Source organism: Photobacterium sp. BZF1 (genome assembly GCF_014349205.1).
GTDB lineage: Bacteria > Pseudomonadota > Gammaproteobacteria > Enterobacterales > Vibrionaceae > Photobacterium.
In genome coordinates this window covers 16,642-40,989 of record NZ_JACSOF010000015.1, presented here as the reverse complement: position 1 = coordinate 40,989, position 24,348 = coordinate 16,642, and the positions used below count along the sequence as shown (strand labels likewise).

At 52.3% G+C, this 24,348-nt stretch carries 20 protein-coding genes; 10 read left to right on the top strand and 10 right to left on the bottom strand.

Features of this window, described 5'->3' with window-relative positions; translation table 11 throughout:
• Position 1 precedes the first annotated feature (1 nt).
• From hldE to BIZ37_RS05015, 3 genes are all read right to left on the bottom strand, one after another.
• Positions 2-1,432: a bifunctional D-glycero-beta-D-manno-heptose-7-phosphate kinase/D-glycero-beta-D-manno-heptose 1-phosphate adenylyltransferase HldE gene (gene hldE, locus BIZ37_RS05025; protein WP_187460564.1), complete on the bottom strand. Its 1,431-nt coding sequence runs from the start codon at positions 1,430-1,432 to the stop codon at positions 2-4.
• Positions 1,433-1,563: 131 nt separating this feature from the next.
• Positions 1,564-4,419: a bifunctional [glutamate--ammonia ligase]-adenylyl-L-tyrosine phosphorylase/[glutamate--ammonia-ligase] adenylyltransferase gene (gene glnE / locus BIZ37_RS05020; protein ID WP_187460563.1), complete on the bottom strand. Its 2,856-nt coding sequence runs from the start codon at positions 4,417-4,419 to the stop codon at positions 1,564-1,566.
• Positions 4,420-4,563: 144 nt separating this feature from the next.
• Positions 4,564-6,165: a methyl-accepting chemotaxis protein gene (locus BIZ37_RS05015; protein WP_187460562.1), complete on the bottom strand. Its 1,602-nt coding sequence runs from the start codon at positions 6,163-6,165 to the stop codon at positions 4,564-4,566.
• A gap of 169 nt (positions 6,166-6,334) precedes the next feature.
• On the opposite strand from BIZ37_RS05015, the gene BIZ37_RS05010 reads away from it, so the two are divergent.
• Positions 6,335-7,105, top strand: coding sequence for an ion transporter (locus BIZ37_RS05010; RefSeq protein ID WP_187460578.1), 771 nt, complete (start codon positions 6,335-6,337; stop codon positions 7,103-7,105).
• A gap of 55 nt (positions 7,106-7,160) precedes the next feature.
• Here the strand turns inward: BIZ37_RS05010 and BIZ37_RS05005 are convergent, their stop codons facing one another.
• Positions 7,161-8,678 (bottom strand): inorganic triphosphatase, encoded by a 1,518-nt coding sequence (locus BIZ37_RS05005; RefSeq protein WP_187460561.1) that lies wholly within the window; start codon positions 8,676-8,678, stop codon positions 7,161-7,163.
• A 184-nt stretch (positions 8,679-8,862) separates the two neighbouring features.
• On the opposite strand from BIZ37_RS05005, the gene BIZ37_RS05000 reads away from it, so the two are divergent.
• The 3 genes from BIZ37_RS05000 to BIZ37_RS04990 all read left to right on the top strand — a co-directional run bounded on the left by BIZ37_RS05000 (position 8,863) and on the right by BIZ37_RS04990 (position 11,590).
• On the top strand, positions 8,863-9,543 hold the full coding sequence (locus tag BIZ37_RS05000; RefSeq protein WP_039456252.1) for a TIGR00153 family protein: 681 nt from the start codon (positions 8,863-8,865) through the stop codon (positions 9,541-9,543).
• 32 nt (positions 9,544-9,575) lie between these two features.
• Positions 9,576-10,844 carry an inorganic phosphate transporter gene (locus tag BIZ37_RS04995; protein ID WP_187460560.1) on the top strand — a complete coding sequence of 423 codons (1,269 nt, stop codon included), beginning with the start codon at positions 9,576-9,578 and terminating at the stop codon, positions 10,842-10,844.
• Between the two features lie 128 nt (positions 10,845-10,972).
• A complete protein-coding gene (locus BIZ37_RS04990; protein WP_107299585.1) occupies positions 10,973-11,590 on the top strand; it encodes a TIGR04211 family SH3 domain-containing protein in 618 nt (205 codons plus the stop codon).
• A 74-nt stretch (positions 11,591-11,664) separates the two neighbouring features.
• Here the strand turns inward: BIZ37_RS04990 and BIZ37_RS04985 are convergent, their stop codons facing one another.
• Positions 11,665-12,612 (bottom strand): general secretion pathway protein GspB, encoded by a 948-nt coding sequence (locus BIZ37_RS04985; protein ID WP_187460559.1) that lies wholly within the window; start codon positions 12,610-12,612, stop codon positions 11,665-11,667.
• Positions 12,612-14,357: an ExeA family protein gene (locus BIZ37_RS04980; protein WP_187460558.1), complete on the bottom strand. Its 1,746-nt coding sequence runs from the start codon at positions 14,355-14,357 to the stop codon at positions 12,612-12,614. The genes BIZ37_RS04985 and BIZ37_RS04980 overlap by 1 nt, the downstream gene beginning before the upstream one ends.
• Positions 14,358-14,561: 204 nt before the next feature.
• Here BIZ37_RS04980 and BIZ37_RS04975 point away from each other — a divergent pair, with 204 nt between their 5' ends.
• On the top strand, positions 14,562-15,788 hold the full coding sequence (locus BIZ37_RS04975; protein ID WP_187460557.1) for a multifunctional CCA addition/repair protein: 1,227 nt from the start codon (positions 14,562-14,564) through the stop codon (positions 15,786-15,788).
• 96 nt (positions 15,789-15,884) lie between these two features.
• Here BIZ37_RS04975 and BIZ37_RS04970 read toward each other — a convergent pair whose 3' ends face one another.
• From BIZ37_RS04970 to folB, 3 genes are read right to left on the bottom strand one after another with little or no spacing between them, the layout of a single operon-like run.
• Positions 15,885-16,688 carry an undecaprenyl-diphosphate phosphatase gene (locus BIZ37_RS04970; RefSeq protein WP_107299589.1) on the bottom strand — a complete coding sequence of 268 codons (804 nt, stop codon included), beginning with the start codon at positions 16,686-16,688 and terminating at the stop codon, positions 15,885-15,887.
• An 8-nt stretch (positions 16,689-16,696) separates the two neighbouring features.
• Positions 16,697-17,185, bottom strand: coding sequence for a 2-amino-4-hydroxy-6-hydroxymethyldihydropteridine diphosphokinase (folK, locus tag BIZ37_RS04965; RefSeq protein WP_107299590.1), 489 nt, complete (start codon positions 17,183-17,185; stop codon positions 16,697-16,699).
• Positions 17,182-17,535 carry a dihydroneopterin aldolase gene (gene folB / locus BIZ37_RS04960; protein ID WP_187460556.1) on the bottom strand — a complete coding sequence of 118 codons (354 nt, stop codon included), beginning with the start codon at positions 17,533-17,535 and terminating at the stop codon, positions 17,182-17,184. The genes folK and folB overlap by 4 nt, the downstream gene beginning before the upstream one ends.
• A 215-nt stretch (positions 17,536-17,750) precedes the next feature.
• Between folB and plsY the strand changes: the two genes are divergently transcribed.
• A complete protein-coding gene (gene plsY / locus BIZ37_RS04955; protein WP_107299592.1) occupies positions 17,751-18,374 on the top strand; it encodes a glycerol-3-phosphate 1-O-acyltransferase PlsY in 624 nt (207 codons plus the stop codon).
• An 81-nt stretch (positions 18,375-18,455) separates the two neighbouring features.
• Here plsY and tsaD read toward each other — a convergent pair whose 3' ends face one another.
• Complete coding sequence (gene tsaD / locus BIZ37_RS04950) at positions 18,456-19,478, bottom strand: tRNA (adenosine(37)-N6)-threonylcarbamoyltransferase complex transferase subunit TsaD (RefSeq protein WP_107299593.1); 1,023 nt, start codon at positions 19,476-19,478, stop codon at positions 18,456-18,458.
• A 184-nt stretch (positions 19,479-19,662) separates the two neighbouring features.
• Between tsaD and rpsU the strand changes: the two genes are divergently transcribed.
• The 4 genes from rpsU (at position 19,663) to rpoD (ending at position 24,220) form a co-directional block, all read left to right on the top strand.
• The gene (rpsU, locus tag BIZ37_RS04945; RefSeq protein WP_005301411.1) at positions 19,663-19,878 is read left to right on the top strand and encodes a 30S ribosomal protein S21; all 216 of its coding nucleotides are present in this window, start codon (positions 19,663-19,665) and stop codon (positions 19,876-19,878) included.
• A gap of 27 nt (positions 19,879-19,905) precedes the next feature.
• Positions 19,906-20,349: a GatB/YqeY domain-containing protein gene (locus BIZ37_RS04940; protein WP_107299594.1), complete on the top strand. Its 444-nt coding sequence runs from the start codon at positions 19,906-19,908 to the stop codon at positions 20,347-20,349.
• A 175-nt stretch (positions 20,350-20,524) separates the two neighbouring features.
• Positions 20,525-22,285, top strand: coding sequence for a DNA primase (gene dnaG / locus BIZ37_RS04935; protein WP_187460555.1), 1,761 nt, complete (start codon positions 20,525-20,527; stop codon positions 22,283-22,285).
• A gap of 93 nt (positions 22,286-22,378) precedes the next feature.
• Complete coding sequence (rpoD, locus tag BIZ37_RS04930) at positions 22,379-24,220, top strand: RNA polymerase sigma factor RpoD (protein ID WP_187460554.1); 1,842 nt, start codon at positions 22,379-22,381, stop codon at positions 24,218-24,220.
• Positions 24,221-24,348: the final 128 nt, after the last annotated feature.

Sequence of the window (24,348 nt, the reverse complement as noted above, 5' to 3'; positions counted from 1 at the left end):
GTTAGCCCCTTCCCCCTTTGATCGCTTCAATGATTTCGGTTGTCGAACAACCGTCCTCGAAGTTAAGCACGCGAACCTCACCACCAGCCGCAATCACTTCCTGGCCACCGGCAATTTCTTCCGGCTTGTAATCGCCCCCCTTGACCAACAGCGTCGGCAAGATCTCACTGATCAGGCGCTGCGGGGTTTCTTCGCTAAATGGCACGACCCAATCAACGGCCCCCAAACCTGCCAACACGGCCATACGGCGATCTTCAGGGTTCACCGGGCGGCCAGGGCCTTTGAGCACCTGAACAGAGCTGTCTGAGTTCACCGCGACTATTAAGCGATCACCCAATTTAGCTGCCTCGTTGAGGTAGGCGACGTGACCTGCATGCAGGATATCGAAACACCCGTTGGTCATCACCACTTTCTCGCCACGGGCACGGGCCGCTTTGACCGCTTGCTTAAGCTGAGCTTCACTGATCACACCAAAACCGCTGTCCTGGCTACCGTGAATAGCTTCGGTCAGTTCAATGGTCGACAAGGTCGATGTACCCAGTTTACCCACCACAACACCAGCGGCAGCATTGGCCAATTTACACGAGTCAGACAAAGACTTGCCCGCCGCCAGCGAAGCCGCCAGCACCGAGATAACCGTGTCACCGGCACCGGTCACATCATAGACCTCTTTGGCCTGGGTCGGCATATGCAGCGGCTCCTGGCCTTTTTGCAGCAGGGTCATACCATGCTCGCTGCGGGTGACTAGCAAGGCTTCAAGCTCAAAACGCTCAATTAATGCCAAGCCTTTTGCCACCAAATCCTCTTCAGACAGAGCTTTACCCGCCACAGCTTCAAACTCTGACAGGTTTGGCGTTAGCAACGTTGCGCCACGGTAGCGTTCAAAGTCCGCCCCTTTCGGGTCAACCATCACTGCAACTCCAGACTTACGCGCCAACTGGATCATAGCCTGAACATGCTCAAGGGCTCCCTTGGCATAATCCGATAGCACAACCACTTTGCTCGATGCCAGTGCTTGCTCCATACGAGGCAAAATCACATCCGCCGGCACGTTGTGGAAACCTTCCTCGAAATCCAAACGGATCATCTGCTGACCGCGACTCATCACCCGCAGTTTGGTGATGGTTGGATAGTCCGGCAAAGTCACAAAGTCACAGCGCACATCCAATGACGACAGCTTTTCCGACAACGCACGGGCAGGTTCATCAATACCAGTCAAGCCCACCAAACGGGCATGCCCGCCCAGCGCCGCGATATTCATGGCCACGTTGGCCGCACCACCCGGACGCTCCTCTACCTGATCGACTTTTACTACAGGGACGGGGGCTTCAGGGGAAATACGGCCTGTCGGCCCATACCAGTAGCGATCTAGCATGACATCACCCACGACCAGCACGCCTGCTTGATCATAATCAGGAAGAGTCAGTTTCATTTTTTTCTCCGGGATTGTGATAACCCCCAAATATTAACACAAAGCCAATTTAGCATGCATCTGCTCGGGGGATTTCAACAATGATTCAACCACAAAGAGCAAGAAAAACGCCTCGCCCTTGTTGTTCAATATTACGTGCTTGGCTCTAGCAATGACTGCCAGATCGTTTGGACACATTGGCGCTCATCCGCAAAACGCCCTTCTTCGACATAGGCCGGTAAACCCAGCAAGCTCAAGCGGTGTATTTCGTCCCGCATCACACAATAGGCCTGCTTAAGCTGCATCGCTTGTTCCGGTGCCAAAATATCGTAATCGGCCATGGTATCGAACAAGCGGACATTATCAGACCAACGGGTCAGGGCCTTTTCTCCAGCCGCATGCTGCAATACCAAGTACTGGGCTAGGAACTCAATATCCGTGATCCCGCCTTTGTCCTGCTTGAGGCCGAACATTCCCGCCTTTTTGCTGCCGAGGTGCTCACGCATCTTATGGCGCATATCAACCACTTCCTGACGCAAGGGGGCAGCCTCCCGGCTGGACATCAGGATGGATTGCCTTACATTGGCAAACGCCTGCTGGAGCGGGGCATCCCCATAAATCATTCTTGCCCTGACCAACGCCTGATGCTCCCAGGTCCAGGCTTCTTTTTGCTGGTAATCGGCAAATGCCTCCATTGTGCTGACCAGCAGCCCCGAAGCCCCTGACGGCCTTAGCCGGACATCCACTTCATACAACACGCCCGATGCGGTACGGGTTGAGAACAAATGGACAATTCGCTGTGCCAATCTTAGGTAGAACTGCCTGCCGTCTATCTCTTTGCGGCCATTGGTGTAGACATTATCCGGACAGTCATGGAGGAAGACCAAATCCAAATCTGAGCCATAGCCCAGCTCCCAACCACCGACCTTGCCATAGCCCAACACGGCGAAGCCTCGCCCGCTTCGCTCGAGCAAATGCGTCGGCTCACCGTATTTTTCCACCATTTGCAGCCAGGCCTGGTTAACCACGGCAGCAACAATGGCTTCGGAAAGGTAAGTCAGATGATCACTGACCTTCATCAATGGCAATGCGCCAGCTATATCTGCCGCTGCGATACGCAGCAATTGGGTCTGCTTGAACTGGCGAATCGCCTCCATCTGCTGCTCCATATCCTCTTCAGGAATACGGGCAAGGAATTCGCGTAGCTCGTCACCGTAGTGTTCAAGCGGGGTCGGGTTGTAGAGGTGTTGGGGATCAAGCAGCTCATCGAGCAGGATCGGGTATTGGGCCAACTGGGTGGCAACCATTGGACTAGCCGCACATAGACGCACCAGTTGCTCAAGTGCCGCCGGGTGCTCACTGAGCAGCTCGAGGTAGGTGGTTCGGGTTGCAATACGGACAATCAGTTTACTGACCCGCTCCAACACGGCTGGGGCATCGTCCCGGGTCACTATTAGCATCAACACTGCAGGCATTAGTTTAGCAAGGACTTCGCGGCCACGAGGCCCAAGCGTACGCTTCGATAGCTCAGCCTTCATATTGCCCAGTACAGAAAGCTGGCTCTCTGCCTCTGGCGCGTTGAGCTCGGCAAGGATCGCTGTCACTACCTCTGGATCTTTTATCATCGCCCACATTTCATGGAACTGGGCCGTGGCTTCACTTTGCGGCTCTTCCTCATCACTACCGATGATGTCATCGAACACTTCGTGGATTGCTGCCATATTGCAGCCAACCGCCTGCTCTAACCCAGCCCAATTATCAAAACCCATCGCCAATGCCAAGCGGCACTGGTCGAGCGGTTTATCCGGCAATGTCTGGGTCTGCTTGTCATCAATAGCCTGCAAAAGGTTTTCCAACTTGCGCAAGAACGCGTAGCCCTGTTCGAGATCATCGACTTGCTGGCAAGGCAATAAACCCTGAGCCCGAATTGCCTGCAGGGTCTCACGCAAGCCACGCCCGCGTAATTCAGGCGTGCGGCCACCACGGATCAACTGGAAAGACTGGGCGATAAACTCCACTTCGCGGATCCCGCCCGGACCGAGTTTGATATTGTTGGTGAGGCCACGCCGGCGCACTTCGCTACTGATCATCGCCTTCATCCGGCGCAGTGACTGTATGGCGCTGAAATCGATATAGCGGCGGAACACAAAAGGCCGCAGCATCTGGCGCAACTCCTGGTACTGGGAGAAACTCTCCTTGCCCATGACCCGCGCTTTGATCATGGCGTAGCGTTCCCAGTCACGGCCTTGCTCCTGATAGTAATCTTCCAGCGCAGCATAGCTCATGACTAATGGGCCACTATCACCAAATGGCCGCAGGCGCATATCGACCCGGTAGCAGAATCCATCAAAGGTCTGCTGGTCAAGGGCTTTGATCAAACGCTGTCCCAAACGGGTAAAGAACTGGGCATTAGCCAGGCTACGGCGCCCACCTTGGGTTTCGCCATTTTCCGGATAGGTAAAGATCAAATCGATATCAGACGAGAAATTGAGCTCGCCCCCCCCGAGCTTACCCATGCCGAGGATCAGCATAGGTTGGGCTTCACCACAACTGTTCATTGGTGTGCCCCACTCCCTGCAGCATTGTGCATAAAGCCAGTTGTAGGCTTCCATGATCATCGCTTCGGCCAACATAGAAAGGTGGCCAAGGCTCAAATCCAGGCTGTCATGGCCGACAAAGTCCCGCCAGGCAATCCAAACCATCTCACGGCGGCGGAACTGACGCAGTACCCGCATCATGCCCGTTTCATCATTCACTGCTGCCAATGCGTCAGCCAACTCGGAGCGATAGTTTTCTGCACGTTCAGGGTCGTCCAAATGCAAGGCTAACCACGGCAATAAGGCTGCATCTCGGGCTATCGAGGCGGTAATAAAATCACTGTAGGCCAATGCCTGCTTGAGTTCGTCAAGCTTCTCCTGAGGCCAATCAGCTATTGCCTCTGGTTGGGCACAACTCACTTTATCCCACGCCTTGTCCATTGCGGTTTGGAAGCGATCCTGCACAGTCATAGGGGTTCCTTTTCAAATGCCGTTGTCTTACCTACCCGGCACATTTTACCAAAACCATACTGGCTGGCCGGGTATTGATTGTCCTTACGATAGCACAACGCCCGCGCGAGGCGGGCGTTGATTTGATAGCAAAAGTGTATTTATTTATACATTGAAGGCTTGGATTTTCTTTTCCAATTCAGTGGCATGATTTTGCATTGCATCCGAGGTTTCCGACAGTTCGGTCACCACTACAACCGATGCTTCCACCAGTTCGCGGACATTGGTCAGGTTCTGGTTCATCTCGTCAGCAACCGTGCTTTGCTGCTCGGCTGCCGATGCGATCTGGAAGTTCATATCATTGATCAAACTGACCTGCTCAACGATTTTATCCAGCTCGCCCCCCGCACTGGTCACCAAATCTACCCCTTCGGCCGCTTCAACCACACTTTGTTCCATTAAACCTACTGCCTGTTGGGCACTGGTTTGCAGCTGGGAAATCATTTCCTGGATTTCAACCGTTGCCGTTTGGGTGCGCTGGGCGAGGTTACGTACCTCGTCTGCCACTACGGCAAAGCCACGCCCTGCATCACCGGCACGGGCAGCTTCAATCGCCGCATTAAGCGCCAGCAGGTTGGTTTGCTCTGAGATACTCTGGATTGTGACAATGACAGTACCGATTTGCTCAACACGCTCTTCGACCTGATTCACTGCATTGGCTGACTGGCTAATATCCTGTGACAACTGGTTGATAGTACCGATAGTCTGGGACACGAACTGCTGCCCCTGGACAGCCTGTCCCGAAGTCCCCTCCGTTGCACTCGAGGCCTCACGGGCATGCTCAGCCACGGTCTGCACCGTCGAGGTCATTTCACTCATCGCCGATGCCAACTGGTCGATTTCATTGAATTCTTCCTGCGCCGACTCCTTGGTTTCAATCATGCTAATCGACATCACTTCAGCCAAGCCTGATAGCTCACCGGCGGCATCGCGCTGGTTACAAATCACCTCACGCAACTGAAGGCGGGTCTTTTCCAATTCTTTGGCCAAGTCACCGTATTCGTCACGGCACTCCATCACTATCGGCTGGGTCAGGTCCCGGGCAGCCAGTCGCTTAATGCTATCAGCCAGGTACCGGGTCTGACGCAGCATGACATGGGATCCCCCCAGCAAAATCACTACAAAGGCAACAATCATCAAAGCCGTTTGCCACGCCACCTGCACCAGATACTGCTGGTAATAAGCGTCAGCTTCCGAGGCTGGCTGCGAGGCCACCACCACCCAGTTCAAACGCGGAAGTTCAACCGCATATTCAAAACGTGATTGATCAGAAAAAATCAGGCTGGCCTGCCCGTTTAACTGCTGCAAGGCACGGTTGAGGCTACCCTGGCTGTCTATCTCTCCGTGCAACTCAGACAGTGCATGGACACTTGGGTGGCCTATTACCCTGTTGCTTCCCCGCTCGACCAAATAGACATAGGCGCCGCTGTTCATGGCAGCCGCCTGTGCGGCAACTACTTGCTCAACCAGTACTATATCCTGCTGGCTAGCCGATGGCAGGGCTTGAATGACTGCCGCAGTGGCTTGCGCTTGTTCTTGCGCCCTGTCTTGTTGGATATCCACTACCGACTGGTAGAAAGTGCTGGCATCCCAAAGCTGCTTGCCGACCAACAAAATGGTACTAAATACCATTAGCAAGAGCAGTTTGGGGATCAACCGGATATTTGTCAGCCCTTTCTCCCAAGGCTTGAAAACCATTTTGGTCATGTGGTATCTCCATATATGCTTGATACTCCTTCGCAGAATCAGCTCCCAAGTAAGGTGGTCAATTCTGCACAGGGTGTAGGGAAGTCGGTGCCTAGAAATCTATTTATTTTTCGCACCGAAACAATACATCACATTCTATCTATCGGCTGCGCAGTACAAAAATTTAATGATGAAAAAGATCGACCCCGTCAAATATGAGCTTAATCCGATGAGCCTGATGTCATTGGTATTGTCGTTTCTATCACTGACCATTGTGACGACCATGATCTTCTTACCCAAGGAGAGTAATGGCTACTTGTTGCTGCTCGGCATCGATACCTTTATCTGTTTGGTATTCTGGTGCCAGTTATTAGCGGACTTTTTTCGTAGCAAGGATAAAACCACTTACCTCAAAACCCATTGGATTGACTTCATCGCCAGTATCCCGATCATCGAGCAAATTCGTTTTGCCCGCCTACTGCAAATCTTCCGGGTGATCAGGCTGATCCGCTCAAGCCAACATGTTCTTAACCAAATTCGTAGCAACCGCCGCGAAGCAACCGTTGCCAGCATCTTCCTGTTATTAACCGTGTTGGTCTCGGTTGGCTCGGCCCTGATGCTGATTCTCGAGGGTAAAGTCCCAGAGTCCAATATCAAAGATGCCAGTGATGCCCTGTGGTGGGTGTTCGTCACCATTTCCACTGTCGGCTATGGTGACCACTACCCGGTGACAGTGCTTGGTAAAATGCTGGCTGCGGTCATTATTGTTTGTGGGGTAGGTTTGTTTGGTATGGTGGCCGGCCTGGTGAGTTCCATTATCTCCGATCCGGAGCAGAAGAAAGAGCAGGATGATGCCCGCCACGAACGAGAGTGGCAAACGATGCTGGCTAACCAACAACGGTTAATTGAGCGCCTTGAAACAATTGAAAAAAAGCTGGAAGAGAGCAATCACAACAAATAGCCCATAACAAAACACCCGGCATTCGCCGGGTGTTTTCACTAAAGCATAGTGCCTGTTAAGGCCAGTATGGCATGAGCTCGATACCCATCTGGCGGGTCTGATCCATCGCATGGATCAACGACTCCTCTTTGCGCTGGAGCCATTTTTCTATCTGGCTGCGATCCTCTTCGTCTTCCTGCTCACCCGACAATTGGCGGATAGGTTCCAGGTGACGAAGATCCTCAATCCCCTGCTGCAGGTCGAGCCACGGCATGCGGAAAGCCATTCGCTTTTCCTCTTCATATAAGGAGGCAAAGCTCAAGCCACTCATCAAATTGCGGATCAAGCGCGGCTGCTGGTCGAGATAATCAACTCGGTTAAGCTGACGCTCAGCCGGAAAAACATCAAGCAATTCCTGCCACGAACGCGCCAGCATATTATCAGCAAAGCCTTTAACCGGCTCGGCCAAGCGGGCACGGGACTTATCATCGAGGAACGGCTGCCAGCCACGGCTTAAGATCCAACGGCTCAAGTTGAGTAGCAAACCGCAGTAACGTGCCGAGCTGAGCAGGAGCAACATGTCGTTGTCGTCTGGTAGTTCCGCTTGAACAACCTCGAGCTGCTTGACCAATTGCTTGCGGGCATTGAGCTTTTTCAGTGCATGGCCTTTTTCAGCCAGCAAATACTCCAAGCCTTCTGCATCACCTAGCCAGTCCAACTCTCCTTCTAGCCACTGCAGTTCCTGGCGTAATAGGGCACTGGCCCGACGCGGGATCATACCGCCGAAAGTGACGAGGGTTTGGCGAATCAAGCCAAGCGCTTGCTGGATTTGAACCAATGCCTTTGGCTCTTGGCGCTCAGCAAAAATTTGTTCATGGTAATGCCAATGACCCAGTGCATGTTCAAGGGTTTTGACAAACACTGTTTCAACCGACTCATTACCGTCGAGTTTGACAGGCTCGAGTTGGGTCACTTCATCGCCCAGGTAGCCTGCCGCCAAACGGTAGCCTCTTGCGGCTTTGCTCAAGTTACCGAGGCGCATGCCACCATCGGCGCACAATTCACGGGCCAAAGTAAACAAGGCATCAGTTTGACCTGACTTTAACTCCAGCTCGACTTCGCAGATCGGCGTCGTTTCACCATTGGCACTCACTTCCCCTTGGTCAAAAGCCAGTTCGACCTGACTACCATCGGGCATCGCAACCAACCATTGCTGGCGGACGAAGTCCGTAGAGAAAAGCGGCGCAAGTTGCTGCTGGGTACGCTCAACATCAAACCCTTCCGGCCAGGCATCAGCTGGATGCAGGGCAAGATCAGGATCGGTGCTGTTGGTTTCGGCATTGTATTCCGGACGCTGGTGCAGTCCGGCGACCACGCGGCCGTGGGTCTTCAATGTTTGGACAAATACATCATCAAAACGACGGATCCGAAGACCGATATCGTGCTGGCGAAGAATTTGGTCTGGGGTGTCGAAGTAGACATTGCCTAACTCGCGACGACTTTGCTGCAGAACTTTCGCTTCAGATATTTTTTTCAGTAACTGGCTCGAAAATTCTGGTGAGACGAAAAACTTCAGTTCTATCTCAGTTTCCATAGTTCTACCTATAAACAGTGGCAAACCAAGGATATTGGCAATTGCACTCCGGGGCAAGCATGAAATATAAACAAAACCTTGATCGAAATTAGTTCCCCTATACTTACTTATGCGTTACCATGCGCGCCTTAATGACCATCGCTCAAGAATTAGCCATTTAAGGCACTTTCTAGGTTATTCGGCTATGCCAGTAAATACTATTATGGGGCTATTTGCTAAGTCCCCGATCAAACCCCTGCAACGTCACGTTACCCGTGTAAATGAGTGTTGCGAACTGCTTGTCCCTTTCTTCGAAGCCTGTAAGGCGGGTGATTGGGATCAGGCGGCTGTCCTGCGCGAGCAGATCTCCCAGCTTGAAAAAGATGCGGATGTGCTTAAGCGAGAAATCCGTCTGAAGCTTCCTCGTGGCCTTTTCATGCCAGTCGATCGTACTGACATGCTTGGTCTACTGACCCAGCAAGATAAGCTTGCCAACTTGTCGAAAGACATTGCGGGCCGCGTCTTGGGTCGCCAGCTTCAAATTCCTTCCGAAATGTATCCTGACTTTATCGCCTACGTTCAACGTTGCCTTGACGCCGCCAATCAGGCGAACCGTGTCATCAACGAACTGGACGAGCTTCTTGAAACAGGCTTTAAAGGCAGAGAAGTGACGCTCGTGGCTGAGATGATTAACCAGCTTGACGTTATCGAAGACGATACCGACAGCATGCAGATCAAGCTTCGCCAACAGCTCATGTCCATCGAAGACCAACTCAGTCCGGTGGATATCATGTTCCTTTACAAGATTCTCGAGTGGGTTGGTGCTATCGCTGACCAGGCACAACGTGTCGGCTCTCGTCTTGAAATCATGCTATCGCGCTCATAAGCGAAAGAGTGTAACAAAAACAAGGTTTTACAATGGAAATCCTGGCTAACTACGGCACCATTCTTATTTTGGTGGCGGCTTTTTTTGGTCTATTGATGGCTATTGGTATTGGCGCAAACGATGTTGCCAACGCCATGGGTACCTCGGTCGGTTCTAAAGCACTGACGGTTAAACAAGCAATCATCATTGCGATGATCTTCGAGTTTGCAGGTGCTTACCTAGCAGGTGGTGAAGTTACAGATACCATCCGCAAAGGGGTTATCGACACCTCGCTATATGCTGCCAACCCGGAAGTATTGGTGTACGGCATGATGTCAGCCCTATTGGCTGCTGGTACTTGGTTACTGGTTGCGTCCTACATGGGCTGGCCGGTATCTACTACTCACTCCATTATTGGTGCCATCATCGGTTTTGCCTGTGTTTCAGTCGGTACTGACGCAGTTGACTGGAGCTCTGTTCAGGGTATTGTCGGCAGTTGGCTTATCACACCGTTGATCTCGGGGCTGTTTGCTTATGCTATTTTCATCAGCGCCCAGCGCCTTATCTTCGATACTGATAATCCAGTAATCAATGCTAAGCGCTTCGTGCCTATCTACATGTTCATTACCACAATCGTAATCGCTCTAGTTACGATCAAAAAGGGTCTGAAACACGTAGGTCTTCACCTTTCAGGCGGTGAAGCATGGCTAGCTTCTGTTGCTGTGTCCCTCATTGTAATGATGTTAGGTTACATTTATATTAACCGTAAGTTCACAGACGACGGTTCGACCGTTGATAGCAATGGATATGCCGGTGTTGAGCGTATTTTCAGCGTGCTGATGGTGGTTACAGCTTGTGCGATGGCCTTTGCCCACGGCTCTAACGATGTAGCCAATGCTATCGGTCCTCTATCTGCCGTTGTCACTACCGTTCAGAACATGGGTGAAATCACAGCCAAGAGTCAAATTGCTTGGTGGATCTTGCCACTAGGTGGTTTCGGTATTGTTCTCGGCCTAGCAACAATGGGTCACAAGGTTATGGCCACCGTTGGTACAGGTATTACCGAACTGACACCAAGCCGTGGCTTTGCTGCCCAACTAGCAACTGCCTCTACCGTTGTTTTGGCATCGGGCACAGGCCTGCCGATCTCAACGACTCAGACACTGGTTGGTGGTGTCATTGGTGTTGCTTTTGCCCGTGGTATCGCGGCATTGAACCTGGGTGTGGTACGCAACATTGTTGCTTCTTGGGTGGTAACCCTGCCGGCCGGCGCTCTGCTTGCAGTCATTTTCTTCTACGTAATGCAAGCTGTGTTTGGTTAAACACCGTCAAAGCGGGCTCAAGATCAAAAGAGGGAGGCTATGCCTCCCTCTTTTCTTGCACCCAACGCACAAAATTCTTAGACTTCCTCTCTTAGAGAAAAACAGGCTCTCCCCCAAGGAATCAAATTGTGAAGCAGCTAATCAGCTTACTATTATTCGCTTGTGCCATGGCGACCATGCCTGCACAGGCCCAACAAACTCGGTATATCTCCGACAACCTATTTACCTACATGCACAACGGCCCAAGTACGCAATACCGTATCATGGGTAGCGTGAATGCCGGTACCAAAGTCGATCTACTCGAAACCAACAGCAGCACAGGTTTTAGTAAAATCCGTGATAACCGCGGCCGCACCGGCTGGGTTAACTCTGATTTCGTTTCGACCCAAGTAGGCCTGAAAGTACGCTTCCCTGCACTAGAAAAAGAGCTGACTGAAGTGAAGTCCCAGTTGGAAGAAGCGCTGGAGTCGGGCGACGAGAAAACCGCTAGCCTGCAGAACTCGCTGAAGCTTCGCAACGAACAAATTACGGATCTGGAAACCCAGAACGGCCAGCTTAACGAGCAGCTAATGAGCTCACAGGCAGAGATCCGCGAACTGCGCGCCCGCCTGGATACCCAAAAAGATGACCTGCTAATGCGCTGGTTCACTTACGGTGGTATGGTTGCCGGTGGTGGCCTGCTATTCGGCCTAGTTCTTCCTCACCTTATCCCACGTCGCCGCAAGCGCAACAACGGCTGGGCATAATCTCTTAGGTAGATATAAGGCAGGATCAAAAAAGGCAGCTAGGCTGCCTTTTTTATTACTTCTTCCGGGCCAGATTACCACTCCGACAACGCTGGCATCGCTATCAAGTAAGACTCAAAGTCGAACACCACCTCACGCGGATCAATCCGCCGCAGTACCACGCCCGGAGCTATCTCATCCCCTTCATAAGCCTCGCTGCCATTGACCTTGACCCAGCGGCTATCCGCCGATGATGAGTAAATGTGGGTCTGGAAATTCAGGTGTGGGATCCTATCTTGTACGGATGCCGGCAGATCACCGACATTAACCGTTTTAAGCGGAGCCTCGGGCTCTGGCATAGGCGGCAACCGTTCTTCCTGCAACAACTGCGGCAGAGTTTCCCCATCACCGGTTGCCGCAATCGCAGCCTTTAATTGACTTGCCAACTGTGGCGATAGCTCAGAGTAATCCAGCGCCTCCAGATCCCAACTGTCATCTACGGCATTCACTGACGAACGATTGAGTGACGGATCAGCTGAGGAAGGTAACGGAACGGGGTCGCTATCCCAACCATTAGGCTCACTGGCGGCTTGAACGGGTACCGATGATGTTTGGGTGTAACTCACCCGGTACGGTTGTCCCGCTTGGCGAGGGAGAGGCTCGGCATAAAACTGTGGGTAATCTAATCGCTCAATACCTTGCGGATATTGCGGAATGACAGTCGCTGCGACGTCAAGCACTGATGCAGGCACCTCTTCAGGCAAAATATCAGGTGCTGGTGTGGTTACCTGTTGTACTGTTGCCTCAGGTGCAGCAACCTGAGGCTCTGCGGTATATAGCTGCGGTGCCATGGCCGCTTGTTGTTGCTGGAAAAACAAGTATCCCAACATCCCTATCACCGGCAAGGCAAAGCCGACACCCGGTAGCAACCAAGGGTTGGCCTGCTTTGGGGCGGGCCCTGTGCGGTATGCCGCGCCAGAAGGCAGCGTTGCTGGTGCACGCTGGGCATCCGACTGCGCTAGGGCAGATAATAACTTCGACATTAACTTTTCTCCGGTTGCAGGGTCGGGCCCGGTAAATTCAGAGCTGAATCAATCACCATTAAGGTGCGAGGCCCGGCAATCCCATCCACCGATAAATCTTGTGCCCGCTGGAAGCGACGCAGTTTGTTGAGCAGGGCTTGCTCGAAGGTATCCTGGTTCTCAGGCATCACACCCAGCAACTGGCTGAGCTGACGATCGAGCCATTGAACCCTTGGGCCCTGCTGGCCATAACGGATCGCTGTTTTGTCTCCCAACGGCGGTCGCCACAGCAAGGTGTATTCACCGTTCCAGCGCTGTGCCAGCCACTGGGCGCCAACAGCAAAGCGTTGCCCTGCCAATAGCAACTCAACCCGGTCTTGGCCAATCGTATACAAGGTCGCAAAATAGCTCTCCCCACTCGGCTCGCGGAGCTCAACAATCGCAGGGCGATTGATCAATGCCAGTTGCTCCAGTGACCCCGTACCGTTAAAGCAACTTAACTGAACACGGCTTCCAGACTCACAATTGGCCTGGTTGAGTTGGGTGCTATATCCCCAGAGCTTGTATAGGGTCTGCATCGCCAAACGTTCAGAACTGGCTTGGGTGATCACCTGCTGCCACATATCCCGGGGAGATAGGCGCTGCGGGCTAACCTGTGGAAGCATTGGCTGCTGAGGGGTTGTCTGCACGAACTTGGTGGCCGGCTGTGCCAATATCGATTGAGAAGCGGTAGGCTGACTTGCTGTCACCGGCTCTTGAACGGAAGCTGTGGCTGCAGCAGAGGGTTGCACCGCAGCATTGGGTTCAACCGGCAAAGACGGGCTGCTAGGTTGCGATAAAATACCAGACCAGTAGCCTAAGCCAACGGCAGTGATAATACCTGCAGCCAAGGCAACCGCCAAAGGCTTGCGTGTGGCAGCTGGTGGCTCCGAATTACCTGGAGCGGCATATTGCGGTAACTGCCAGCTCAGGACATCACTGCACGCCCGCTCAACCAACTCTTTATTGACCAAGTGGGTCGACTGTTGGTGGGCCAGTTGCATCGACTTATCACACACCAGATTGATAAGCCTCGGGATCCCACCGGTTGCCTTGGCAATTTGCTTGGTCTGGGCAGGGGCAAACACCTCATGCAGACAATCCACCGCCTGCAGGCGGTAGTGGATATATTCCCGCACTTCATCTTCTGTCAACGGAAGCAAATGGTAGCGGGAGGTGATCCGCTGGGCTAACTGACGCAACCTGTCTTGCTGCAGTAGTTGCTGCAGCTCAGGTTGGCCAACCAGCACCACCTTGAGTAGTTTGACGCTGTCAGTTTCAAGGTTGGTCAGCAAGCGCAGTTGCTCAAGCACCTCCGGCAGCAAGTGCTGGGCTTCATCAATGAGCAGCAGGGTCTGGCGCCCCTCCCGGTGGTTGGCCAACAAATGCTGGTAAATACCATCGGTCAGGGTTTTGATGGTTGCCTCATCGGTATAATCAATGCTCAGCTCATCGCACAAGCTAGCTAGCAACTCCCGGGTCGAGAGTGACGGGTTCATAATGACCGCCACCTGAGTTTCCTGGGGCAATCGCGATACCAACGCACGCAGGACGGTTGTCTTACCGGTACCCACCTCGCCGGTCAACAAACCGAAACCGCCCCCTCCATTGAGGCTAGACAACATGTGGGTCAATGCTTCACGGTGACGCTCACTCAGATAAAGGAAGCGTGCGCTGGGCACAATAGAAAATGGTGATTCGGTGATCCCAAAAAAGTCCTTGTACATGCCTTTTGATCTCTTATTGTCGGCCTGGAAGGGGAAACCCCCTACGTTACCTGTCCCTTAACTGAATGTATAGCCCTTCAGATGAGGGCTGACAAGGGTTTTGCCTCCAAAGCCCGACCTGCCGCAAGCCATTCGTGAGTGCACCCAAGGTTTGGTATACTCGGCCTATAACAGTCTGCAGTCAGAGCGAAAAAGGATAAATCAGTGCAAACGTATTTAGTTGGCGGGGCTGTTCGAGATGCCCTGCTGGAACTACCAGTAAAAGACAAAGACTGGGTCGTGGTTGGTGCGACTCCCGAGCTAATGCTGGATCAAGGCTATAGCCAGGTCGGCAGCGACTTCCCGGTGTTCCTTCACCCCAAGACCAAACAAGAATACGCCCTCGCCCGTACCGAGCGAAAATCTGGCCAAGGCTATACCGGCTTTACCTGCTATTCCGCACCTGATGTCACTCTGGAGCAGGATTTAATGCGCCGGGATCTCACCATCAATGCCATTGCCCAGGCTGAAGACGGCAGCCTGATTGACCCTTACCAAGGCCAGCGCGATCTGGAGTTGCGCCAGTTGCGCCATGTCTCCCCCGCATTTGTCGAAGATCCGCTCCGCGTCCTGCGCGTTGCCCGCTTCGCTGCCCGTTTTGCCCATCTCGGCTTTACCGTTGCAGCCGAAACCATGGCGCTGATGCAAGATATGGTAGTGGCCGGTGAGTTGTCTGCACTAACCCCAGAGCGGGTCTGGATCGAGTGGGAAAAGTCGCTGCAGTCTGATAACCCTGAAGTGTTTCTCAAGGTTCTGCGCCAGTGTGGTGCCCTTGCGGTGATCATGCCGGAAATCCATGCCTTGTTCGGTGTTCCCCAGCCGGAGAAATGGCACCCTGAAATCGATTGTGGCATCCATACCCTGCTGGTTGCCGAGCAGGCAGCCAACCTCAGCACATCAAAGGTGATCCGTTTTGCCGCCCAGGTCCATGACCTTGGCAAAGCCCTGACCCCGAAAGAGGAGCTACCCAGCCATAAAATGCACTGCCATACCGGGCTTGATGCCATTCGTGGCCTTTGCCAGCGCCTGCGGGTCCCAAACGAATACCGCGATGTTGCCCTGATGGTCTGTGCCCAGCACACCAAGTTACATTTTGCTGCTGAGCTGCGTCCCAGCACGTTCATCAATATCTTCGATCAAATTGATGCCTGGCGTAAACCGGAACGGGTCGCCCAACTGGCCATTTGCTGCCGGGCCGATGTAAGAGGCCGGACCGGGTTTGAGAATGATCCCTACCCACAAGCCGATATCTTTGAAGGCGCTTTTGCCGCCGCCCAGGGCGTTGAGGTGAAACCTATTGTCGAGGCCGGTTTCAAGGGGAAAGAGATCAAGGAGCAACTTGCGCTGCGCCGTGCAGAGGCTGTCAAAGCCGCGCTGGTCGAATTACGCTAATCAGCATCTGGTTATCTGCTTGGTGAAAAACTTGTTGAACAATAAAAAGCCCGGCTTCAAGCCGGGCTTTTATATCACTACAAAATTGCTGTGGTATTACTGAGTCAGAAGGAAAGCGATCAAACCTGCGCCCAGCAATAGGCGGTATACCACAAACGGGAACATGCCCAGGCGGGTTACCAGCTTAAGGAAGGCATGGATACACGCATAAGCACTGACAAACGAGACCACAATACCAATCAGCAACGCATCAAGCTGAATCGGAGCACCGCTCACCACCATCTTCATGCTCAAGTAACCACCGGCAAGCAGGATGATAGGGATAGACATCAGGAACGAGAAACGCGCTGCCGCTTCACGGGTAAAGCCAAGGTACAGCGCGGCCGTCATGGTTGCACCAGAGCGAGAGGTACCCGGGATCATCGCCGCAGCCTGAGCCAGACCGATAAACAATGAGCGCTTCCAGTCAGCTTGGTATTCATCATCTTTTTGCGTTGCACGCACATCCACCCACCATAGCAACAAGCCAAAGAAGATAGTGGTACAGGCAATTACCCACGCCGAGCGCAGGTAAATCTCGATAATGTCTTTCATAAATAGACCGAAGATGCAGGCAGGGATCGTCGCCAGTACGATCATCCAAGCCAACTTGGACTCGGCACTGTGCTCTTTCTTGAAAATAGAGCTGATCCACGCCGATAGCAGGGCAACCACTTCCTTGCGGAAGTACCAGATCACCGCAGCCAGAGTACCCACATGCACGGCAACATCAAACGCCAAGCCCTGATCGTCCCAGCCCAAAATGGCCGACGGCAAAATCAAATGGGCCGAGCTCGAAATCGGCAAAAACTCAGTTAACCCCTGAATCAGGGCCAGCACAAAGGCTTCAAAGTAACTCATAACAATCTCTAAACGACAAAATGATATTCGACAGGCCAAAGTGCCTGTTCAAAACGAGAATCATGCCAAAGTTCGGCGACTGTACGGCCATCCCCCGGGATCACCCGGTGGGGGCACAGCTCCATCAAAGGCTGCAACACAAAGGCAAACTTGAAAATATCGTTACGCGGTAGAACCGGGTTGGTGCTCTGCACAGTATCGCCGAAAAGGAGAATATCCAGATCCAAGGTACGACTTTGGTTTTTGGCCGCATCGGGCGAGCGGCCATGCTGCAACTCCAACTGCTTCAGCGCTTGCAACAGCATATCCAGTGACAAAGACGTTTCGATGACAGCGACACAGTTGTAAAAGTTCGGCCCGCTAAAACCCACCGGCTCGGCTTCGTAAACGGTCGATACCTGCATCCCCGTCCCCAGCTTGCTCAACCCCACCAAACCGGCCTGCAAATAACGTTCGCGGTCAATATTGGAGCCTAAGCTGATATAGACAGTGGTCACTTGCTTCCTCGCTCAATCACCACCCCTACTCCACGGGCATTGGCCACCGCACCCGGCTTGGTCACACGCACCTTGATCCACGGTACGGAGAATTGGGTCATGATCAAGTTAGCGATTTCCTCGGCAACTCGCTCCACCAGTAAGAAACGGCCATTTTGAATGTACTGTGTCACCGCATCGCTTACCGCGGCATAGTCCAGAGCATAAGCGACGTCATCGCTTTGTGCGGCAGGACGATTATCGTGCGCCATTTCCAAATCAAGCACCAATTTTTGCTTGATTTCCTGTTCCCAGTCATACACACCAATGGTGGCGATGACTTCAAGATGTTCGATAAATACTGAATCCATGTTCAATCGCTAATAATGTTAGAGGTCGGATACCTAATTTGAGCAAAAACGCGTATTATCAGGTCGTAATCGTCTATATACTATGATCTTGATTTATATGATCATCGTATTGCCTGTATGGCTTCGGGTGAGCACTATACCATATGCCAGCCCATGCAGCATGGCTGACGATAGATAAAATCAGCGGCGTATAGCCACTAGCTACAGGATCTTGCATGACACCACTTGTACTCATGATCATCATCGGTGCCTACCTACTGGGTTCTATATCCAGTGCGGTCTTGATCTGCCGCTTGTACGGCCTGCCGGATCCTCGTGAAAACGGCTCGGGCAACCCCGGTGCCACCAATGTTTTACGCCTCGGTGGTCGTGGTGCTGCAGCCAGCGTCTTGGTCTGCGATATCCTCAAAGGTATGCTGCCGGTCTGGCTGAGCTATTTTATCGGCATCAACCCCTTCATGCTGGGGTTCATCGGCATCGCCGCCTGCCTTGGCCATATCTACCCGATATTCTTCCATTTCCGTGGCGGCAAAGGCGTCGCAACCGCACTGGGCGCTCTGGCTCCTATCGGCTGGGATCTCAGTGGCTTGTTGATCAGCACATGGCTACTAACGGTTTTGGTTACCGGCTATTCCTCGCTAGGCTCGATGGTCACCGCTCTGGCTGCACCGCTATTTACTTGGTGGGTCAAACCGGAATACACCATGCCGGTTGCTATGCTCTCGTGCCTGATCGTCTTTCGCCACCACGACAATGTCCGCCGCCTGCTCGAGGGCGAGGAAAGCAAGATCTGGAATAAATTCCAGCGCAGAAACAAAACAACCCCGCCACAAGACTGATTTCCAGCCTGTCACGGGGTTGCTTTATCATCTCACCTCAATACCTTTTACCAAGGCATAAAGTTACCAAGGCATAAAGGCTTACGCGTCTTTGATCGGCTTTAGCTGATCGATAGGCCAACGCGGGTACGCTTTTACGCCCAAGTCCATCGTTTCTTGGTTTTTCAGGCGTTGCATGCCGGCAAAAGCAATCATCGCACCGTTATCGGTACAGAACTCGGTACGTGGGTAGAACACTTCGCCGCCCATCTTCGCCATCATGGTCTCCAACTGCTCACGCAAGTGCTTGTTAGCACTCACTCCGCCGGCAATCACCAGACGTTTAAAGCCTGTCTGCTTAAGGGCGCGCTTACATTTGATGGCCAGGGTATCGACGACAGCTTCCTGGAACGCATAGGCAATATCAGCACGGGTCTGCTCGTCATCATCGTTGGCGCGAATAGTATTGGCTGCAAACGTCTTAAGACCAGAAAAGCTAAAGTCCAGCCCTGGGCGGTCAGTCATCGGGCGCGGGAAGGTAAAGCGTCCTGCGGTCCCTTTGTCAGCCAAACGCGACAGCAATGGGCCCCCCGGATAATCCAGCCCCATTAGCTTGGCGGTTTTATCAAACGCTTCGCCGGCTGCATCGTCAATCGACTCACCCAATATTTGGTATTCGCCAATGCCCTTCACTTCTACCATCATGGTGTGACCGCCAGAGACCAGCAGTGCCACAAACGGAAACTCAGGTGGGTTATCTTCCAGCATCGGTGCCAGCAAATGGCCTTCCATGTGGTGTACCGCAACAGCCGGTAAATCCCAGGCGTAGGCCAGGCTGCGGCCAATGGTCGCTCCCACTAACAGTGCGCCGACTAGGCCTGGTCCTGCGGTGTATGCCACACCGTCCAGATCCTCAGGCGTCAAGCCGGCATTGTTAAGCGCTTCCTTGATGAGCGGAATCGTCTTCTTTACATGGTCACGCGAGGCCAGTTCAGGCACGACACCACCGTAGTCGGCGTGCAGTTTTACCTGGCTGTAAAGTTCGTGTGCCAATAGGCCTTTTTCATCATCGAAAATAGCCACACCTGTTTCGTCACAGGAGGTTTCGATGCCCAGTATACGCATAACAACCTCTATACTTATGGTAATTGGGGGCCATACTACCGCCCTTGACAGAAATTAACCAGTTCGGGGTTGCAGAATGCTTTACAAATGCCCCCAGATCAGATTAGAATTTCGCACCATTTTTAATCAGCTGACACTTTATTGAACGTCAGCATTAACCGAATCACTCTGAGGTGAGTATTACATGCCAGTAATCAAAGTACGTGAAAACGAACCGTTTGACGTAGCACTACGTCGTTTCAAGCGCTCTTGCGAAAAAGCAGGTATCCTTTCTGAAGTACGTCGTCGTGAGCACTTCGAAAAGCCTACTACTGTACGTAAGCGTGCGAAAGCAGCGGCAGTTAAGCGTCACCTGAAGAAATTGGCTCGCGAAAACGCGCGTCGCGTTCGTCTGTACTAATCTGCTGATTAACAGAAGGAACGTGTTATGACCCTGATTGAGCGTCTTAAAGACGAACAAAAAGCAGCGATGAAAGCCAAAGACAAACCTCGTCTTGGCACAATTCGCTTGGTAATGGCTGCCATCAAACAGCGTGAAGTTGACGAAAAGATCACTCTTTCCGAAGACGACATTCTGGCAGTACTGACCAAAATGGTAAAACAGCGCCGTGATTCTGTTGCTCAATACGAAGCAGCAGGTCGCCAAGATCTTGCTGATGCAGAGCTTGCTGAAATCACAGTTCTGGAAGAGTTCATGCCACAACCACTGACCGACGACGAAGTCGCCGCTCTGCTGGATGAGGCTATTGCTGCTACCGGTGCTGCCAGCATGCAGGACATGGGCAAACTGATGGGCGTACTGAAACCACAGGTTCAGGGTCGTGCCGATATGGGTAAAGTTAGCCAGCTGGTGAAAGCCAAGCTAGGTTAATCCCTACCCTATTTCTGCAACAAGCCGTGCTATCCGTAACAGGACTGCGCGGCTTGTTCGTATTCAGCACCCTGTCGATTTTATTTCTCCGACGCCAAATCAAAGTGCTATTATCGCATAGCTATAACACTTTGATTTGACACTCCATCCCAACGCAAGCAGGTAACACCACTCTATGGCTGGAAAAATCCCACGTACATTTATCGATGATCTCATCTCTCGACATGACATCGTGGATATTGTGGATGCCAGGGTAAAGCTCAAGAAACAGGGCAAAAACTTTGGTGCCTGCTGCCCGTTCCACAACGAAAAGACCCCGTCTTTCTCTGTCAGCCAGGAAAAACAGTTCTACCACTGTTTCGGCTGTGGTGCCCACGGTAACGTCCTTGATTTCGTGATGGAATTTGACCGCCTGGAATTTGTCGAGGCGATTGAAGAGCTTGCGTCACAACTAGGCCTGGAGGTTCCGCGCGAGCAAGGCACCGGCGGTGGCCAGTCCGGAGCCCGCAGCAAGGAAAAGCTTGGCCTTTACGATATGATGGGGCAGATATCCCAGTTCTACCAAGGCCAGCTAAGAACCCAAGAGGGCCAGACCGCCATTGACTACCTCAAAGGGCGTGGGCTGTCTGGGGAAGTGGTCAAAAAGTTCGGTATCGGTTTTGTGCCTGACCAATGGGATCAGGTCCGTAACCGATTTGGTCGCGACATGCAGGCCCAGCAGGCACTAGTCAGTGCCGGTATGCTGATTGAAAATGACAACGGCAGGCGCTACGACCGCTTCCGTGGCCGGGTTATGTTTCCTATCCATGACCGCCGTGGCCGGGTAATAGGCTTTGGTGGCCGGGTGTTGGGTGATGGTACCCCTAAGTACCTCAACTCCCCGGAAACGCCGATCTTCCACAAAGGGCGTGAGCTCTACGGCCTTTACGAGGTGCTGCAAGCCTACCGTGAACCGGAAAAGCTGCTCGTTGTTGAAGGCTATATGGATGTTGTTGCCCTGGCCCAGTTTGGGGTCGACTACGCCGTCGCCTCGCTGGGGACCTCTACTACGGGCGATCATATCCAAATGATGTTCCGCCAAACCGGTACCGTGGTGTGTTGCTACGATGGTGACCGGGCTGGCCGTGACGCGGCGTGGCGTGCGATGGAGCAAGCCTTGCCGTATCTCAACGACGGCCGCCAGCTCAAATTTATGTTCCTGCCAGACGGCGAGGACCCGGATACCTATATCCGCCAGTATGGCCAGGAAGGGTTCGAGCAACAAGTCGAACAGGCCATGACCCTGTCAGACTTTATGTTCAGCACCCTATTACAGCAGGTCGACACCAGCAGCAACGAAGGCAAGGCCAAGCTCAGTACCCTTGCCGTCCCGCTAATTGATAAAGTACCCGGCGGCACCCTGCGCCTCTATTTGCGTGAGATGCTTGGCAGAAAGTTGGGCTTGCCCAACGAAGAGCAATTACAGCAGCTAATCTCAAAGCAAGGGGCCGACGCACCGAAGAAAGCGGGCCAGCCGGAAATCAAACGTACCCCGATGCGCGAAGTTATCGCCTTGCTGATCCAGAACCCAGATTTTGTAAATAGCCTAGAATTTGATATGGCTGCATTTGAAGGGATTGATGTCGCTGGGCTAAATTTATTGATAACAATAGTTGAAAAGTGTCGGGCCAACCCCAATATTAAAACTGGACAACTGCTAGAGGGTTGGCGCGGAAGCAAAAGTGAAGGGATGCTGGCACGCCTAGCCGCCTGGGAACTGCCTCTTGCCAAAGAAGAGGACAACACTCTAGATGTTTTTCTTGACGCAATGGACAAAGTCATAGACCAGTGCGTTAAACAACAAATCGAAAAGTTGCAGGCTAAATCGAGAACCGTCGGCTTATCAGTCGAAGAGAAGCGGGAATTGCAGTTGCTGATACTCAACCGTCCCGGCTAGTAAGTAGTCATCAATTAAGAAATTTGTTATAATTAATAGTTTGCATCTCTGCATACTACTATTCTCAATCAGACCCTAAGTTGGATATCGTCTATGGAGCAAAATCCGCAGTCACAGCTAAAGTTACTTGTTGCTAAAGGCAAGGAACAAGGCTATCTGACCTACGCCGAAGTAAATGACCACCTACCAGAGGACATCGTCGATTCTGATCAGGTGGAAGACATCATTCAGATGATCAATGACATGGGTATTAAGGTGGTTGAAACTGCCCCTGATGCCGATGATCTGATGATGACAGAAGACAATGCGGACGAAGACGCGATTGAAGCCGCGGCCCAGGCCCTATCAAGTGTAGAAAGCGAAATTGGCCGCACCACTGACCCGGTACGTATGTACATGCGTGAAATGGGTACAGTAGAACTCCTTACCCGCGAAGGCGAGATTGATATCGCAAAGCGCATTGAAGATGGTATCAACCAGGTTCAGTGCTCTGTTGCCGAGTACCCTAGCGCCATCGCATACTTGCTTGAGCAGTTTGACAAGGTAGAAGCAGAAGAGCTTCGCCTGACTGATATCATCTCTGGTTTTGTCGACCCGAATGAAGAAGAAACTGCCGCACCGACAGCAACACACATCGGCTCTGAGCTAAGCGAAGCAGATCTTGAAGATGAAGACAAAGATCTGGAAGAAGACGACGATGCCGATGAAGAAGAAGAAGATACAGGCATTGACCCTGAGCTTGCTCGTGAGAAATTCAATGACTTGCGTGTTGCCTATGACAACATGGCGCTAGCTATTGATACTCATGGCCGCCAGGATCCAAAAACAGCGGTTGCTGTTGAAGAACTGTCTGAAGTATTCAAGCAGTTCCGTCTGATCCCTAAGCAGTTCGACAAACTGATCAGCTCTCTGCGTGAGTCTATGGACAAAGTGCGCACCAACGAGCGTCTGATCATGCGTATGTGTGTCGACAACAGCAAGATGCCGAAGAAAACTTTTGTAAGCCTATTTGCCGGCAACGAAGCTTCTTCTGAGTGGATTGACGAGGCACTGAACTCAGGCAAGCCTTACGCTGAACGCCTGAAAACGTACGAAGAAGACCTTCGTCGTGCAACGACCAAGCTAAGTATCCTAGAGCAGGAAACTGGCTTGTCTATCGAACGTATCAAAGACATCAGCCGTCGTATGTCTATCGGTGAAGCCAAGGCTCGCCGTGCGAAGAAAGAGATGGTTGAAGCAAACTTGCGTCTTGTTATCTCGATTGCCAAGAAATACACCAACCGTGGCCTGCAGTTCTTGGATCTGATCCAGGAAGGTAACATCGGTCTGATGAAAGCGGTAGATAAGTTCGAATACCGTCGTGGTTACAAGTTCTCGACTTATGCAACATGGTGGATTCGTCAGGCAATCACGCGCTCAATTGCTGACCAGGCACGTACTATCCGTATCCCTGTTCACATGATCGAGACGATCAACAAGCTGAACCGTATCTCTCGCCAGATGCTTCAGGAAATGGGCCGCGAACCATTGCCGGAAGAATTGGCAGAGCGTATGCAGATGCCTGAAGACAAGATCCGCAAGGTACTGAAGATTGCCAAAGAGCCAATCTCAATGGAAACCCCTATCGGTGATGATGAAGATTCGCACCTAGGTGATTTCATTGAAGATACCACGCTTCAGCTACCGATGGACGCCGCTACGGCAACTAACCTGCGTATGGCGACCAACGATGTACTCGCTGGTTTGACGCCGCGTGAAGCGAAAGTACTGCGTATGCGTTTCGGTATCGATATGAACACTGACCACACCCTTGAGGAAGTGGGCAAGCAGTTCGACGTTACCCGTGAGCGTATCCGTCAGATCGAAGCAAAGGCACTGCGTAAGCTACGCCACCCAAGCCGCTCAGACGTTCTGCGCAGCTTCCTGGATGAATAAGCACGCATTCAAAATAGCATGACTAAAAACGGGCCCTTCGGCCCGTTTTTTTATTTCTTCTTTCTTGCCATCAAACACTTACTTCTGTTTTCACCTTTGGGCTGGCATGTTCCTTTAACTGCCTAAAA

Coding starts and splice junctions, on each gene's coding strand:
- hldE (WP_187460564.1), bottom strand. CDS start 1,432: ATGAAACTGACTCTTCCTGATTATGATCAAGCAGGCGTGCTGGTCGTG.
- glnE (WP_187460563.1), bottom strand. CDS start 4,419: ATGACTGTGCAGGATCGCTTCCAAACCGCAATGGACAAGGCGTGGGAT.
- BIZ37_RS05015 (WP_187460562.1), bottom strand. CDS start 6,165: ATGACCAAAATGGTTTTCAAGCCTTGGGAGAAAGGGCTGACAAATATC.
- BIZ37_RS05010 (WP_187460578.1), top strand. CDS start 6,335: ATGAAAAAGATCGACCCCGTCAAATATGAGCTTAATCCGATGAGCCTG.
- BIZ37_RS05005 (WP_187460561.1), bottom strand. CDS start 8,678: ATGGAAACTGAGATAGAACTGAAGTTTTTCGTCTCACCAGAATTTTCG.
- BIZ37_RS05000 (WP_039456252.1), top strand. CDS start 8,863: ATGCCAGTAAATACTATTATGGGGCTATTTGCTAAGTCCCCGATCAAA.
- BIZ37_RS04995 (WP_187460560.1), top strand. CDS start 9,576: ATGGAAATCCTGGCTAACTACGGCACCATTCTTATTTTGGTGGCGGCT.
- BIZ37_RS04985 (WP_187460559.1), bottom strand. CDS start 12,612: ATGTCGAAGTTATTATCTGCCCTAGCGCAGTCGGATGCCCAGCGTGCA.
- BIZ37_RS04980 (WP_187460558.1), bottom strand. CDS start 14,357: ATGTACAAGGACTTTTTTGGGATCACCGAATCACCATTTTCTATTGTG.
- BIZ37_RS04970 (WP_107299589.1), bottom strand. CDS start 16,688: ATGAGTTACTTTGAAGCCTTTGTGCTGGCCCTGATTCAGGGGTTAACT.
- folB (WP_187460556.1), bottom strand. CDS start 17,535: ATGGATTCAGTATTTATCGAACATCTTGAAGTCATCGCCACCATTGGT.
- plsY (WP_107299592.1), top strand. CDS start 17,751: ATGACACCACTTGTACTCATGATCATCATCGGTGCCTACCTACTGGGT.
- tsaD (WP_107299593.1), bottom strand. CDS start 19,478: ATGCGTATACTGGGCATCGAAACCTCCTGTGACGAAACAGGTGTGGCT.
- rpsU (WP_005301411.1), top strand. CDS start 19,663: ATGCCAGTAATCAAAGTACGTGAAAACGAACCGTTTGACGTAGCACTA.
- BIZ37_RS04940 (WP_107299594.1), top strand. CDS start 19,906: ATGACCCTGATTGAGCGTCTTAAAGACGAACAAAAAGCAGCGATGAAA.
- dnaG (WP_187460555.1), top strand. CDS start 20,525: ATGGCTGGAAAAATCCCACGTACATTTATCGATGATCTCATCTCTCGA.
- rpoD (WP_187460554.1), top strand. CDS start 22,379: ATGGAGCAAAATCCGCAGTCACAGCTAAAGTTACTTGTTGCTAAAGGC.